General features: G+C 55.5%; 17 protein-coding genes. 16 read left to right on the top strand and 1 reads right to left on the bottom strand.

From position 1 onward, the window contains the following. Genes ACFFT4_RS00120 through ACFFT4_RS00065 form a run of 12 tightly spaced genes read left to right on the top strand, consistent with a single transcriptional unit; the run spans position 1 to position 8820 of the window. Positions 1–969: an XkdQ/YqbQ family protein gene (locus ACFFT4_RS00120; protein ID WP_378044070.1), complete on the top strand. Its 969-nt coding sequence runs from the start codon at positions 1–3 to the stop codon at positions 967–969. Next, the gene (locus ACFFT4_RS00115; RefSeq protein ID WP_378044068.1) at positions 966–1274 is read left to right on the top strand and encodes a DUF2577 domain-containing protein; all 309 of its coding nucleotides are present in this window, start codon (positions 966–968) and stop codon (positions 1272–1274) included. The genes ACFFT4_RS00120 and ACFFT4_RS00115 overlap by 4 nt, the downstream gene beginning before the upstream one ends. Then, positions 1271–1672, top strand: coding sequence for a DUF2634 domain-containing protein (locus ACFFT4_RS00110; RefSeq protein WP_378044066.1), 402 nt, complete (start codon positions 1271–1273; stop codon positions 1670–1672). Before ACFFT4_RS00115 ends, ACFFT4_RS00110 begins: the two co-directional genes overlap by 4 nt. Continuing rightward, positions 1665–2744, top strand: coding sequence for a baseplate J/gp47 family protein (locus tag ACFFT4_RS00105; protein WP_378044064.1), 1080 nt, complete (start codon positions 1665–1667; stop codon positions 2742–2744). The genes ACFFT4_RS00110 and ACFFT4_RS00105 overlap by 8 nt, the downstream gene beginning before the upstream one ends. Next, positions 2737–3324: a putative phage tail protein gene (locus tag ACFFT4_RS00100; RefSeq protein ID WP_378044062.1), complete on the top strand. Its 588-nt coding sequence runs from the start codon at positions 2737–2739 to the stop codon at positions 3322–3324. Before ACFFT4_RS00105 ends, ACFFT4_RS00100 begins: the two co-directional genes overlap by 8 nt. Next, the gene (locus ACFFT4_RS00095) at positions 3321–3608 is read left to right on the top strand and encodes a ketopantoate hydroxymethyltransferase (protein ID WP_378044060.1); all 288 of its coding nucleotides are present in this window, start codon (positions 3321–3323) and stop codon (positions 3606–3608) included. Before ACFFT4_RS00100 ends, ACFFT4_RS00095 begins: the two co-directional genes overlap by 4 nt. Beyond that, the gene (locus ACFFT4_RS00090) at positions 3608–6109 is read left to right on the top strand and encodes a hypothetical protein (protein WP_378044059.1); all 2502 of its coding nucleotides are present in this window, start codon (positions 3608–3610) and stop codon (positions 6107–6109) included. Before ACFFT4_RS00095 ends, ACFFT4_RS00090 begins: the two co-directional genes overlap by 1 nt. 14 nt (positions 6110–6123) lie before the next feature. Next, positions 6124–6660: a hypothetical protein gene (locus tag ACFFT4_RS00085; protein WP_378044058.1), complete on the top strand. Its 537-nt coding sequence runs from the start codon at positions 6124–6126 to the stop codon at positions 6658–6660. Further along, positions 6660–6782, top strand: a complete 123-nt coding sequence (locus ACFFT4_RS00080) for a CD1375 family protein (RefSeq protein WP_378044056.1) — start codon at positions 6660–6662, stop codon at positions 6780–6782. Before ACFFT4_RS00085 ends, ACFFT4_RS00080 begins: the two co-directional genes overlap by 1 nt. 30 nt (positions 6783–6812) lie before the next feature. Then, positions 6813–7064 carry a hemolysin XhlA family protein gene (locus ACFFT4_RS00075; RefSeq protein ID WP_378044054.1) on the top strand — a complete coding sequence of 84 codons (252 nt, stop codon included), beginning with the start codon at positions 6813–6815 and terminating at the stop codon, positions 7062–7064. Positions 7065–7069: 5 nt separating this feature from the next. After that, positions 7070–7261 carry a holin gene (locus tag ACFFT4_RS00070; RefSeq protein WP_378044053.1) on the top strand — a complete coding sequence of 64 codons (192 nt, stop codon included), beginning with the start codon at positions 7070–7072 and terminating at the stop codon, positions 7259–7261. Then, positions 7258–8820, top strand: a complete 1563-nt coding sequence (locus ACFFT4_RS00065) for a glycoside hydrolase domain-containing protein (RefSeq protein WP_378044051.1) — start codon at positions 7258–7260, stop codon at positions 8818–8820. The genes ACFFT4_RS00070 and ACFFT4_RS00065 overlap by 4 nt, the downstream gene beginning before the upstream one ends. Positions 8821–9079: 259 nt before the next feature. Here the strand turns inward: ACFFT4_RS00065 and ACFFT4_RS00060 are convergent, their stop codons facing one another. Next, positions 9080–10018, bottom strand: coding sequence for an ATP-dependent DNA ligase (locus tag ACFFT4_RS00060; RefSeq protein ID WP_378044049.1), 939 nt, complete (start codon positions 10016–10018; stop codon positions 9080–9082). 102 nt (positions 10019–10120) lie between these two features. On the opposite strand from ACFFT4_RS00060, the gene ACFFT4_RS00055 reads away from it, so the two are divergent. From ACFFT4_RS00055 to ACFFT4_RS00040, 4 genes are read left to right on the top strand one after another with little or no spacing between them, the layout of a single operon-like run. Then, entirely contained in the window at positions 10121–10321 is a 201-nt protein-coding gene (locus ACFFT4_RS00055) for a hypothetical protein (protein WP_378044047.1), read from the top strand. Next, positions 10311–11570, top strand: a complete 1260-nt coding sequence (locus ACFFT4_RS00050; RefSeq protein ID WP_378044045.1) for a DNA polymerase IV — start codon at positions 10311–10313, stop codon at positions 11568–11570. The genes ACFFT4_RS00055 and ACFFT4_RS00050 overlap by 11 nt, the downstream gene beginning before the upstream one ends. Next, complete coding sequence (locus tag ACFFT4_RS00045) at positions 11567–12028, top strand: YhjD family protein (RefSeq protein WP_378044044.1); 462 nt, start codon at positions 11567–11569, stop codon at positions 12026–12028. Before ACFFT4_RS00050 ends, ACFFT4_RS00045 begins: the two co-directional genes overlap by 4 nt. A 5-nt stretch (positions 12029–12033) precedes the next feature. Beyond that, the gene (locus tag ACFFT4_RS00040; RefSeq protein ID WP_378044043.1) at positions 12034–12300 is read left to right on the top strand and encodes a YolD-like family protein; all 267 of its coding nucleotides are present in this window, start codon (positions 12034–12036) and stop codon (positions 12298–12300) included. Positions 12301–12452 lie beyond the last annotated feature (152 nt).

Raw genomic sequence — 12452 nt, 5'->3', positions numbered from 1 at the left:
GTGATTGAGCTGCTCTTGGACAACAAGGACGGCAAGGTGTGGGACTTGTCCAGCATCGTTTCGGATATCTCGTGGAAGACGACCCGGATTGGCCGGCCCGGTAGCCTGGAATTCACCCTCGTGCGGGGCGGTATCTTTCAGGCGAAGGATTTTAAGATTAATACCGGTGACGTGATCAGCTTCCGATACGATTCTGCCAACGTCTTCTACGGCTACGTCTTCAAGCTTTCCGAAAGCAACGACGAAGCAGTTAAAATCCTTTGTTACGATCAGATCCGGTACCTGCAGAGCAGCGACACTTACGCTTTCGCCGGCGCGACGGCCGCGGATGTCTTGCGGCGGATCGCCGGCGACTTCGGGTTGAAGCTCGGCCGGGTAGATGATACCGGCTACCGAATCCCCACTTTGCTGGAGGACAACCAGAAGCTGATCGACATCATCTGCAAAGCCCTCGACCTGACGCTGATCAACGGGGGCCGCAATTATTTTTTGTATGACGATTTCGGTGGGCTGTCTCTTCGGGATTCCGAGAGCATGCTGCTCGAATTTTTCGTAGGCGACAGCAGCCTTATGACAGGTTATGGCGCGGAGCGCTCTATCGACAGCGACACATACAACAGGATCAAGCTCTATCGGGATAATAAAAAGTCCGGGAAGCGCGATACGTACATCGCCCAGGACAGCGCTAGCATGGCCAGGTGGGGTGTGCTGCAGCTCTCGCAATCCGTCGACGAGAATATGAACGATGCACAGATCAGCGATATGCTGAACACGCTCATTGCGGTGAAGAACCGGGAGACTCGCACGCTGAAGGTCGACGCGATCGGCGACGTCCGGGTCCGCGCCGGCTGTTATGTGCCGATCGTGATCGGCGAGCGCGGGATCAATCAGCCATTCCTCGTCGACACCTGCTCGCATCGGTTCGACGGCGGCGATCATACTATGACGTTGGAGCTGAAGGTCATATGAGCATTGAGAAGTTGATGGGAGCAATTAAGCAGGCGAGCATGGGGGCGGTGGAGGCGGGCGCGCCGGTCGCCGTCCGGATCGGCATCGTCAAATCGGTATCACCACTCGCGGTTACGGTGGATCAGCGGCTGACACTCACGTCCGAGTTTTTACTCCGGACCGCCGCCACGCTGCCGCTGAAGGTGACGATCGGCGGCACGGACTACCCAGTGCGTGAAGATCTGCAAGCCGGCGACAAGGTCGTGCTTCTGCGTGCTCAGGGTGGCCAACAATACGTCTTATTGGACAAGGTGGTGGATTCATGATTCCGGTCGGCGCATCGATCGCGGAAACTGAGACGGAAGAGATCTCGCAGCCCTCCCGCACGTATAAGCTGGACTTCGCGCGCGGGCGCGTCGCCGGCTTGACGGACGGCTTGGACGCCGTGAAGCAGGCAGTGGTTAAGATTCTGCAATCTGATCGGTTTTTCCACGAGATTTATTCGTTCGACTACGGCCATGAACTCGGCGCGGTAGTCGGCGGAGCCCCGGCCTTTGTTCGTTCCGAAGTGTCTCGCCGCATCCAGGAAGCGCTGCTGCAGGACGATAGGGTGACTGCGATCCAGAACATGCAGGTGATCGTCGAGGGGGAAAGCCTGACAGCGACTTTTCTCGTTGTCTCGACGGAGGGGAGTTTTCAGCAGGAGGTGAGTAACGGTGTTTGAGCACATGACCTATGATTTTATTCTGCAGCGGATGCTCGACCGCGTCTCTGATGACCTGGACAAACGAGAAGGGAGCATCATCTATGATGCACTGGCGCCGGCGGCGGCCGAACTCGCGCAGCTCTATATCGATCTCGATATCAATTACAATCTCTCGTATGCGGACTCCGCAGCGGGAGATTTTTTGTCTCGACGGACCGCGGAGTTCGGGATAAATCGACGAGCTGCGACTAAGGCGATCCGGCAAGGACTGTTCTTCGGAAGTGGCGCCGCTCCGCTGAACGTGCCGATCGGTAGCCGGTATGCGATCGAGGATCTGTCTTACATCGTCGTGGCGCAAATCTCGGCCGGCGCCTACCGGCTTGAGTGCGAGGTGGCCGGCGTCGTCGGTAACCAAAAGTTCGGCGACTTGCTTCCGATCACGAGCATTCCCGGCCTGGTGAGCGCGGAGCTGACGGATGTGCTTGTACCGGGTGAGGATGAGGAGACGGACGATGCGTTACGGGCGCGATTTTACACAGCGGTCAACGAGCCGGCTTTCGGCGGGAACGTCGCGGACTATAAAAAGAAGATTAACGCCATTTCGGGCGTCGGCGCTACGAAGGTCTATCCGGCCTGGGCCGGCGGTGGGACGGTCAAATGCACGATCATCGCCGCGGACTGGTCACCTCCGTCGCCGGCGCTCATTAATGATGTGCAGACGGAGATTGATCCGACGGGTAATAGCGGGCAGGGGATTGGCCTGGCTCCGATCGGCCACGAAGTGACGATCACGGGCGTATCCGGAGTGGCTGTCAATGTGGAGACGACGTTGACGCTGGCCAGCGGTGTGACGCCTGGCCAGGTGCAGGCGGACGTGGCGGCGGTCATCGACGCATACCTGTTGGAGCTGCGGCAAGATTGGGCAAACCAGCAGCAGCTCATCGTCCGGACGGCGCAGATCGATGCGCGCATGCTCACGGTGCAGGGAGTGGAGGATGTGGCCGATACCGAGATTAATGGCGTGGCCGCCAATCTGACGCTTGCCGCGGACGAGATCCCGGAGCTTGGGACGGTGACGATTAATGAGTAAGCCAATTCGCGAGTATTGGCCCTCGTTTTATGAGGATATAAAGGATTTTGTGGAACTGGCGCAGACAGAGGACGAGGAGCTGCAGCTTGCCGCCGGAGCGGTCGACCAGTTATTCAGCGATCAGTTCGTGATGACCGCCGGCATCGATGCGATCAAACGCCGAGAAAAGATGCTCGGCATTCAGGCGGATCCGTCCGTCGAAACGCTCGACTTCCGCCGTCGCCGCATCGTTAACCGCTATTCGACAAAGCCGCCGTTTACGCTGCGCTACCTGCAGCAGCGACTCGACCAGCTCGTCGGGCCGGGGCTGACGGTCGTGTCGGTGGATGTGCAGCAATTTATCCTGTACGTGACGGCCAACATTCAAAACGCCAACGTCTTCCGTGAGGTGCAATACACGATTGAGACAGTTAAACCTGCCAACCTGGCGTATCAGCAAAACACCTCAATTTCCGAGGCGGTCGGACTTGAGGAGCATATCGCCATGAAGGCGATCACGTGGAATTATAAATTAAACGGATCGTGGCAGCTCGGAGAGAAGCCCTTTGCCTCATATGGATCGGAGGTCATCGTTAAATGATCGATACGCAGTTTTTGCACGACGTCGCCGGTTACGTCAATGGGCGAATCGCTAAGGTCGTCCTTAACAGCATGGTGGAGATTACGAGCTTTACGGTTAAGGAAGCGCCGGACCGAACGGTCATCCTGCAATATATCATTCCGGTGGCCGACGTTTCGCTCGTCGAGCTGATCGAGCTAAAGGACGCATCGGACAACCTGATTACCTCGAACGAGGTAGAGATCCCGATCACCTCGGATACGCTCGTGTTGCAAACAGTCGAAGTCAAGGAGGTCATGACGTAATGGCAAAAACGGATTGGGCATTGAATGATACGGTGCTGCCCGACGATATGAACGGCCTCGGCGCGGAGATCAACGCCAACGCGGATAAGCTCGCGGATAACCTGGATGGCCGCCCGTGGGAACCCATCTCCCTCTCTCAGGGCGTCCAAGTCGTCCAGGGCGGCGACGCCCCGGCAATCCTTCACCCGACCATGCAGGGCCGGACGCTCGTCAATCTGCTCGGGCGCGCGGGAAAAATGGAGTCGCTCGATGATTGGGAGGCCGGAGACGGGACCGCCTTAGCGATTGCCTCCGGAGGATTATTTGGCCCTAATATGATCGCTGTTACGGGACAAGGAGGCTTCGCGGGAGTATTCCGCACCGTCAATCTGGATGTGACAAAGGATTATTTGGTGGTCGGATATGTCAGTGGCGGGACCCTCGGCAGCGCCAATATCACGGTAGGCATATACGCAGGCCTGCCGGATGATGGGGTTACCACAAATTCAGTACCAACGGACAGCGGCAGCCCGTGGCAGCTAATGTTTGGTACGTTCAGGCCAACGTCCAGCAATCTGTTTTATATCGCAGGGAATGCTGTTGGCGGCGCAGGGGTATTCGAAGTTCAGGCAAATTTCGACGGATTTTCTATCTACGAGATCACCGCCGCCGAAAAGGCGTACATCGACGGTTTGACGACCGCCGAGGCCCAGGCGTACATTGCCGCCAATTACCCCTACGTAGACGACATGAAGCACGTCAATGCCGTCTATATCGAGAATAAGGGGAAGAATCTGCTTCCTCCGTTTTCGGAGTGGGCGCTACACGCGCGCGCCGTCGTGACAGATGCTTATAAACTGACGTTAAACGCCAACGATGTGACCCAACAATCTTACATCGATATTCCTTGTGTCCCGTTACAGGATTATTCGTTTGTTGGAGACGATTTTGAGGTTTATTTGCGGGGGCGGAACAAGGAATATATTTCAACCGTAGGTGACTCCTTCGTCACTACGGAAGATACAGCATTTATTCGTGTTTCGACGTTCGACAATCCTTCGTCGGGAACTTACTCCTTTGCCGATCCCATGCTCAACATCGGCCCCGAGCCCCTCCCGTTCGAGCCGCAGAAACCGTCCTATCTCTATCTACCAGACTGCAACCTCCGTTCCAACGTAGACGGCAGCGTAACAGATCGGCTGTATACGGATGGACAAGGCAAACCGAGGGTGATGCGACGGTTCCGGGAAGCGGTGCTGGATGGGGCGCTGGCGTGGGGATTTCAATCAGGCGCTTCGGGGACGGGATATAAAACCGTTCAAACCTTAAATTTCCCTGTCGGATACGAGCGGAGTGTAGAGCCCAATGTCATTAAATTCGACGGCTCCAAGTTGAAGTACGGCGCACCGACAACTGACGGCGCGGATTATCTTAGTGCGACTAACTGGTCAAATCTCGGAAATACCGTTTTGTCTATTCCGAACTCTGATAGCGGTTGGGGAGAATCCTACGCACCCACAGTAGATGAGATTAAGGCTTATTTTTGGGGATGGAAACTTTACGATAATACCCTTCCGTTGTCGGATACGAGCACATACGTTAGGACTGACGGATTAGAAAAACGATGGGCGTATAAAAACAAAAGTGGTACGTGGGTGACAGGTCGACAGTCTCCGGGCGATAGTCTTCCGAGTGACTGGATCGGCTCGCCCTACCGCCTCATGTACCAACTCGCCCAAAGCATAGACGAGCCAGTCACCTATGAAGGCTCCTTGATGCTGCATGAGGGCGATAATCAGGTCGAGGTTGGAACGGGGATTGTGGTACGGGAAGCGGCGAAGGCATCTGAAAGCAATAAAAATATTAACATCTACGGGCATCCAACAGTATTAAGTACAGCCTTAAATTGGCGTATTGATAGAGCCATAACCCTTTATAAAGATGGTGATATTGATTACAAATGGGCTTCAAGGACGGACTATGCCTACGGCAATTATCGTTATACGAATGGTGACTATGACCCATCCGCCGCCTATTCCGTCACTTACTTGGCGCTCGATGCCTACGCGATCGGCATTGCCCCGCAGACAATCAGCGCGGAGTATGCGCCGAACATCCGGGAGTCGGTCGATTCGCTCGTGAGGGAACTGGTGGAGGCGCGGACGGAAACGTCCGTCTTGCAGAATACGAAGGCGCAGAAGCAGCAGCCGCAATGGATCGCGCCGACGCTGCGGAATGATTGGGAGAATTACGGCGACACGTATGCGCCAGTTAGTTATACCAAAAATGATGAAGGATGGGTAACAATTCGAGGGGCGATAAAAGGTGGAGTTGTGACCAACAATACAGTTCTTTTCGTCTTGCCGGTCGGGTACAGACCTTTGAATAGATCGTCATTCACGATACACGGAGCGACACAAACACCTGTGGAATTGGTGATCTGGGAAAATGGCGAAGTAAAATTAAATTATGCAAACGCAACAAGTACCGTTCTGAATGCGATATTCAGAGCCGAACAATAAGGAGGGATCACCAAATGAAAGAAGCCGCAAAAGTAGACCTCGAAGGCTACTACGTCGAACCGGTCATCGTCCCACTCTCACAAACGGGCGTAACGGAGATTCGCGAGCTGCTGCCCGCCGAAGACGAAGAAGAGCCGGAAGAGATCGTAACCGGATATATCATCGCCGAGAAAGTCCCAAACGGGCTGTTTAAGCCCCGGTGGGACTTTTCTTTATGGGACGACTATCTGGATGCAATAGTAACCGCCCGCGATGCATTTGATCAGGCACTTGCTGACTGGTATGCACAATCTGACGAGGAGCGCGGAGACAGGCCAGTCTATGTTGTACCTGATAAACCCGAGTGCTGGGTCGAGGGGATGGCACAGGAGGAGATTGACGAGATCCGGAATGCGCCGCAGCCGCTTTCCGAGACGGAGCAGCTCCGCGCGGAGAATCTCGACTTGAAACTCGCGCTCGCCGAACTGGCCGAGGCGCAGCAGACGGACAAGCTTGACGTGCAGCTCGCACTTGCGGAGCTGGCCGAAATTTTAACCGGAGGGGATGCGTAATGGCTAAAGTCTACTATGACCTGATCAAAGCTGGCCTGCGTGAGATTGAGGACGTGCCGGTCCGCTGGCGCGCCGATGTGCAGACGATGCTTGACGCAGATACGCAGGGCTCCGCTGAATAAGCGGGACCTATTTAATTGGAGGTGGGGCGGATGAGCCAAGCAGATAACGCAGATGTACTGCAGCGCATGACGCGTGTGGAGACCAAATTGGACAATATGGATGGCAAGCTTGACCGGGCGATCAGCGCCAGCGAGACGGCCGTACAGGCGCTCGAGTCCGCCAAGTCGGCCCATTTGCGACTTAACGAGATCAAAGACAATCAAAAATGGCTATGGCGCACCGTCACCGGCTCGATTATCGTTGGGGCGATCGGTGCGCTTATCAAATTTAACGGAGGATGATCATTATGACAATCAAATGGTTAAAAGCAGCAACGATCCGCGCGGTTAAGACGGCAGCTCAGACGGCCATTGGCGCAATCGGAGCAACGACGGTATTTAGCGGTGTGGACTGGCAGGTCGTAGGCGGCACAGTCTTGCTGGCGACGATCCTCAGCTACCTGACCAGCTTGGCGGGATTGCCAGAGACCGAAGTATGATTAAGCATACTCGTATTCGCGTCGTCGCCGGCAAGGTGGAGGAAGGCCCGCTGCAGTACAGCGGCGGGTACAGCAAGGCGCAGGGCTGGACGGACATCCGGATCGTCGAGCTTCCGCCGGCAGCCGTGCGGGCAGCCCGGTACATTTACAGCAAGGGCAGCAGCGTGCCGGCGATTGCCGCCAAGCAGGCCGGCGACGTGCTCGCGTTTAACGCCTCATATGTAGACGTGGCCAGCGGAGCGCTGCTCGGCCGGACCATTGCCGACGGCAAGCAGATCGCGCCGGACATCGCCAGCAAGACGGTTGATCGCGACCACCTTTACTTTGCTGGCGGCCGCTTCGGCATCGGCGATATTTCCGGGGTCGACGGTGTAACGTGGGCTGCTCAGGGAGCGCCCCGGCTTATACAGGCCGGCAAAAACGTTGCCGACGCTGCGGCAGAGCTGGAAAACGTGCAGTCGGACATTAAACAGCTGCAGCCGCGTTTGGCCGCCGGAATTAAGACGGATGGCACATTGATCCTTGTGCTTGTCGATGGCCGCGGGAATGCCGACCGGGGGTTGTACCTGTCGGAGCTCGCCGCGGTCATGCTGCATTACGGCGCACACGACGCGATCAACCTTGACGGCGGCGGATCGGCAACGCTGTATTCTAGCTTCCCGGAACTTCGGGCGTCTCTCGACATCAAAAAGGGTAACTATCACCTCGCCGATCTGTCGGCCAGTGGCCCGCGCACGGTACACCATGCCGTTGTCATTGAGGTGGACAAGGCTAAGCTGTTTCCGCCGGCACTATTCGGCATCGACTGTGCTGTGCCGTTGACCGCGGCTAAGGCCAAAGCGATTGCGGCCGAGGGGGCAAAGTTCGCGGTCCGGTATCTCGTGCCGCCTGCGTATGCGTGGAAGCGGATGCTCAAGTCGGAGGCGGATGCGATCCAAACGGCCGGGCTGAGGTTGGCCAGCGTGTTCCAACTCGGTGCCGACCGGCCCAAAGGCGGGGCCGCGAACGGGAACGCTGATGGCAAGGCTGCGCTGGCCGAAGCCAAAGTGATCGGGCAACCGACAGGTTCGGCGATCTTCATGGCCGTCGACTACGATGCGCCGGCCAGCGATTACGACAAGATCGAGGCTTATTTGCGAGCTGCACAGGACGAGCTGCCGGGCTATCACGTAGGCGTATACGGCCATTACGGCGTAATTGAGGAGATGTTCCGCCGCGGAGCCTGCCGGTACTTCTGGCAGACCTATGCTTGGTCTGATGGCAAAAAGAGCAGCCGGGCGGATTTGTGGCAGTATAAAAACAACGTCACGCTGGCCGGCCACACGGTCGACTATAACGAGTGCTACGACGATTCTATTTTCTGGGGATCGGCGTCCCGGGAGGAGGAGAAGCCCGTGAGCACGAACGAGATCGCCGTTATCGTCAACGGCAAAGAGTTGCCGGAGAAGGGCGAGGTCAAAGCCGGAGTGACCCGCGTTCCGGCCAGGGCGCTCGCCGAGGCGCTGGGAGCCAAGGTGGTATGGGATAAAGAGGCCAATGCCGTGCGTATCACGATATGACGATCAGCCCGGGAGCTTAGGCTCTCGGGCTATTTTTATTTCGCAGTTTGCTTTTACGTAATAATTCCCGTCATCCAACCTGATAAAATCCCTTGTATGCTCCACGATCCGCCCGCTGCCGATCAGCTCGCCGTCCTGCCAAACCTCTACGGTCAACCCATGGAGGAAGGCATGGTTAATCAGTTTAGCCTCCATTATTTGATTCGATCCCTCCGGACTCCCGTTGCTGATACTATTCGACTTCACACTCTACATTCCTTTACACTTCCCAAATACATTCGTGAGGCGGTACGTTTACAAAAGCTTGGATGCTTGGCTGCCGCATAGTCCGGCCCTCTTGCCAGCGCCATTCCGTGTATTGGATCCTTGCGGTCAATACAGGCTGACACCATTGTGCCCCGCGCATGTCCGGATGGCGGTTTGCAAATGGGCAGTCCAGGGTGCTGATCTGCGCGACCACTCTGGTTATTTCGCGCCAGTCCGCTTGCGTGAGTTTGCCGGTCCCGACCTTGCCGATAAACTGCAACTTTCCTTCGTGGTACAGTCCGGCCAATACCGCGTTAACGACTCCGCTTCGCAACGTGAATCCCCCGATCACCGCGATGACATCCCCGTAATTTTTAACCTTTACCCACCGACCGTCTTTGCCCTCGATGCCGTATGTACTGTTGAGATCCTTGCAGACGATACCCTCCATACCTTGTTCTTTAATGACCCCAAACAAGGCTTCTCCGTCTGGATGCGAGGCCACCGGCTGGACGACAGGGCCGGGAACAAGGACCTCGGAAAGCAGCAGCTGCCGCTCCCGGAGCGGTCGATCGGTGAGCCAGTCGCCGTCAAGGTATAAAATATCGAACACCATGTAGTTGATCGGCACCTCATGCCTGGCCATTGCTACCCGATCGGCCCGGCGCACTCCGTCGCGCCGCATAACCTCATGAAACGATGGTTTGCCGTCAGCGGCCAGGGCGATGACCTCGCCATCCAGGATGATGGAGGATGCCTCAAAATAGCTCCGGTCGGTCAACTCCGGAAACTGCATTGTTCGTTCATTTAAGTGACGGTTAAAAAGCCTGATTTGGGCGCCGTCGAAGTATGGAAGGATTCGCACGCCGTCCCACTTGACCTGATAGATCCATTGCTTCCCACTGGGTACGGAATCTGAGCGGATCGGCTCAAAAGGGATGATTGGTTTCATAATCATTATGGTGTCCAATTAGGAGGAATAAATTGAGTATTGTCAGGGAACACTCGTTCGTAATATGATAAGAACAAACGTTCTCTATGGGGGCGAGGGAAAATGTCCATTACGAAGTATGTAGGCAAAACGATAGTCATCATGTACGTGGACAAAAAGGAGCGGATAAGCCAAAGAACCATCCGGATCATCCGGGTCGACGCGGGTACGGTGTATGCGTTCGATTTGTTGCGCAACAAGCCAAGGAGATTCGCGTCCGAACGGATTTTGGCGGCGCAGCCGGTGACCGCCTATGTCTCCTGAGCGCACGATCTTTTTGATCGATGGTCAAAGCTTTTACGCTTCGTGCGAGAAAGCAGCCCATCCAGAATACAAAAATCGTCCGGTTGCGGTCGGAGACCCCAGCCGACCATCAGGAATCGTACTGGCCGCATGCCCGATTGCTAAATCCCGGGGAGTGACGACCGCCGAACGCAATTTTACCGCCTTGGCTAAGTGTCCCGACCTGGTGATTATCCGGCCTCGGATGCTGAGGTACATTCAGATATCGTTAGCTATAACGGAGATATTTGAAACCTACACGGACTTGGTCGAGCCGTACAGCATTGACGAGCAGTTTCTGGATGTAACTGGTGTGCTAAAACAGTATGCTTCTGCGGAAGCGCTGGCTCGTCAAATACAAGAGCACATCCTTTTGTCCACAGGCGTTTGGAGCCGCGTCGGGATCGGCCCGAGCAAGATTCTTGCGAAGACGGCGACGGATAACTTCGCTAAAAAAACCGACGAGGGTATCTTCAGGCTTGGATACGATAACATCGAGACCGCTTTGTGGCCGCTGCCGGTGCACCAGATGTTTATGGTGGCCAGCAAGATGGGGACCCATTTTAACATCATGGGACTTTCGACGATCGGGGACATCGCCCGGCTGTCGCTCCAAGAATTTAAACGCCGGATGCGGTTAAGGATGGGCAAGCAGAGCGACATCCAGGCGGAGTATTACTGGCAGACGGCGCGGGGAATCGACCCGAGTCCTGTCGTCCCGTCGATCCGTAATGAGCTCAAATCGGTATCCCACGGCAAGACACTCCGGGCCAGCCTGTATTATAGACGGCAGGATATCGAGCTTGTGCTGCAAGAGCTCGTGATCGAGGTTTGTCGTCGGGCTCGTCGATTGGGAAAGCAAGGCCGTGTGGTATCTGTGGGGCTTGGGGAGACGGACGGAGAACGGGCTTTCCGCTTTGGTCGGCAGACTACACTAGCCCACGCAACGAACCTCACGCACGAAATCGAGGCTGCTGTCCTACGGTTATTTAGGGAATATTGGCAAGGGTTGCCCGTTGCTTTCCTCTACGTATCCATAACGCAGTTGACCGACGATAATGTAACGCAGCTGACGCTCTTTGACGACCGCGCGAGGGCTTATGACCTTGAGCGAGCAACGGACGCAATAAAGGATCGATACGGGAGTGCGGCGATCATGAAGGCGTCGTCATTACAAGATGCGGGCGTAGCACGGGAGAGAGCTGGACAGATCGGAGGTCATTACAAATGAGCAAGCTTGATAGAAACGGCCGTTGGGGCGGCAAGATGCTGCTGACCGAGCATCAGGAGCAATATGAGCAACGTAATCGAACAGCCGCGGGAAAAGCAACAGCCGAGGAACTGAAGCTGATCCGGGACTCCGTTCTACTGCCCCACCTGATGACGATGGTTCAAAGATCGCTTGACGAAGTCGGGCGCTCTCAGATATCCATGCATAATGTAATGGCGAGGTTTATGAGGATGGTGTTGGACCAGGTAAGCCTCGAAACCTTCAACAATCGTCGCGAGCTGAAAAAGCGCAACATCAAGATCCTGGGCGATGATACACAGGACGATATCGTTTACAACCGCTATGTATGCCGAGGATACGAAGACAAGTTTGGTATGACGCGAGAGGTGATGCGAGCGGAAATCGGGAATCACCTTGCCAAAGCTGTTGAAAGCATACTTAAACCAACCAAGGAGTGATTGGCATGCCAGCAGTAGCTAAACCAGGGAAGTCGTACAAGGCAAAGAGACCGACAAGAGTCGAATTCGAGTTGGAAGAATTAGCGGACCAATTGACCGAGGCCAAGAACGAGGAGACTGAGGTAGTGCTAACTGTCTGGGGTTGGGATGAGGTGGTTCGAGGTGTCATAACGGAGATGGATTCCAGGACGACGCTTGTCCACGTCTACCGGAACGGCGAGACGATCAAGGTTCCGTTCCTGGATGTTATGAGGGTGAGTAGCCCCGAGTAATCGGGGCTTTCGTTTGTCCACACATGTCCACAATTTGACCACAAGGGCATGATTTAATGTGACTAGATATGACCAAAAAAATCACGATTTAATGGTTTGTGATCTGTCACGATGCCCTGTGATTGGTCTAAATAATCTGAGTCGAATTACAA

Origin of the sequence: Cohnella cellulosilytica (assembly GCF_042431195.1) — a bacterium.
Lineage (GTDB): Bacteria > Bacillota > Bacilli > Paenibacillales > Paenibacillaceae > Cohnella > Cohnella cellulosilytica.
The sequence above is the reverse complement of the archived record's forward strand: the minus strand, read 5'-3'. Positions and strand labels throughout refer to the sequence as shown.

Coding starts and splice junctions, on each gene's coding strand:
- ACFFT4_RS00115 (WP_378044068.1), top strand. CDS start 966: ATGAGCATTGAGAAGTTGATGGGAGCAATTAAGCAGGCGAGCATGGGG.
- ACFFT4_RS00110 (WP_378044066.1), top strand. CDS start 1,271: ATGATTCCGGTCGGCGCATCGATCGCGGAAACTGAGACGGAAGAGATC.
- ACFFT4_RS00100 (WP_378044062.1), top strand. CDS start 2,737: ATGAGTAAGCCAATTCGCGAGTATTGGCCCTCGTTTTATGAGGATATA.
- ACFFT4_RS00095 (WP_378044060.1), top strand. CDS start 3,321: ATGATCGATACGCAGTTTTTGCACGACGTCGCCGGTTACGTCAATGGG.
- ACFFT4_RS00090 (WP_378044059.1), top strand. CDS start 3,608: ATGGCAAAAACGGATTGGGCATTGAATGATACGGTGCTGCCCGACGAT.
- ACFFT4_RS00085 (WP_378044058.1), top strand. CDS start 6,124: ATGAAAGAAGCCGCAAAAGTAGACCTCGAAGGCTACTACGTCGAACCG.
- ACFFT4_RS00080 (WP_378044056.1), top strand. CDS start 6,660: ATGGCTAAAGTCTACTATGACCTGATCAAAGCTGGCCTGCGTGAGATT.
- ACFFT4_RS00075 (WP_378044054.1), top strand. CDS start 6,813: ATGAGCCAAGCAGATAACGCAGATGTACTGCAGCGCATGACGCGTGTG.
- ACFFT4_RS00070 (WP_378044053.1), top strand. CDS start 7,070: ATGACAATCAAATGGTTAAAAGCAGCAACGATCCGCGCGGTTAAGACG.
- ACFFT4_RS00065 (WP_378044051.1), top strand. CDS start 7,258: ATGATTAAGCATACTCGTATTCGCGTCGTCGCCGGCAAGGTGGAGGAA.
- ACFFT4_RS00060 (WP_378044049.1), bottom strand. CDS start 10,018: ATGAAACCAATCATCCCTTTTGAGCCGATCCGCTCAGATTCCGTACCC.
- ACFFT4_RS00055 (WP_378044047.1), top strand. CDS start 10,121: ATGTCCATTACGAAGTATGTAGGCAAAACGATAGTCATCATGTACGTG.
- ACFFT4_RS00050 (WP_378044045.1), top strand. CDS start 10,311: ATGTCTCCTGAGCGCACGATCTTTTTGATCGATGGTCAAAGCTTTTAC.
- ACFFT4_RS00045 (WP_378044044.1), top strand. CDS start 11,567: ATGAGCAAGCTTGATAGAAACGGCCGTTGGGGCGGCAAGATGCTGCTG.
- ACFFT4_RS00040 (WP_378044043.1), top strand. CDS start 12,034: ATGCCAGCAGTAGCTAAACCAGGGAAGTCGTACAAGGCAAAGAGACCG.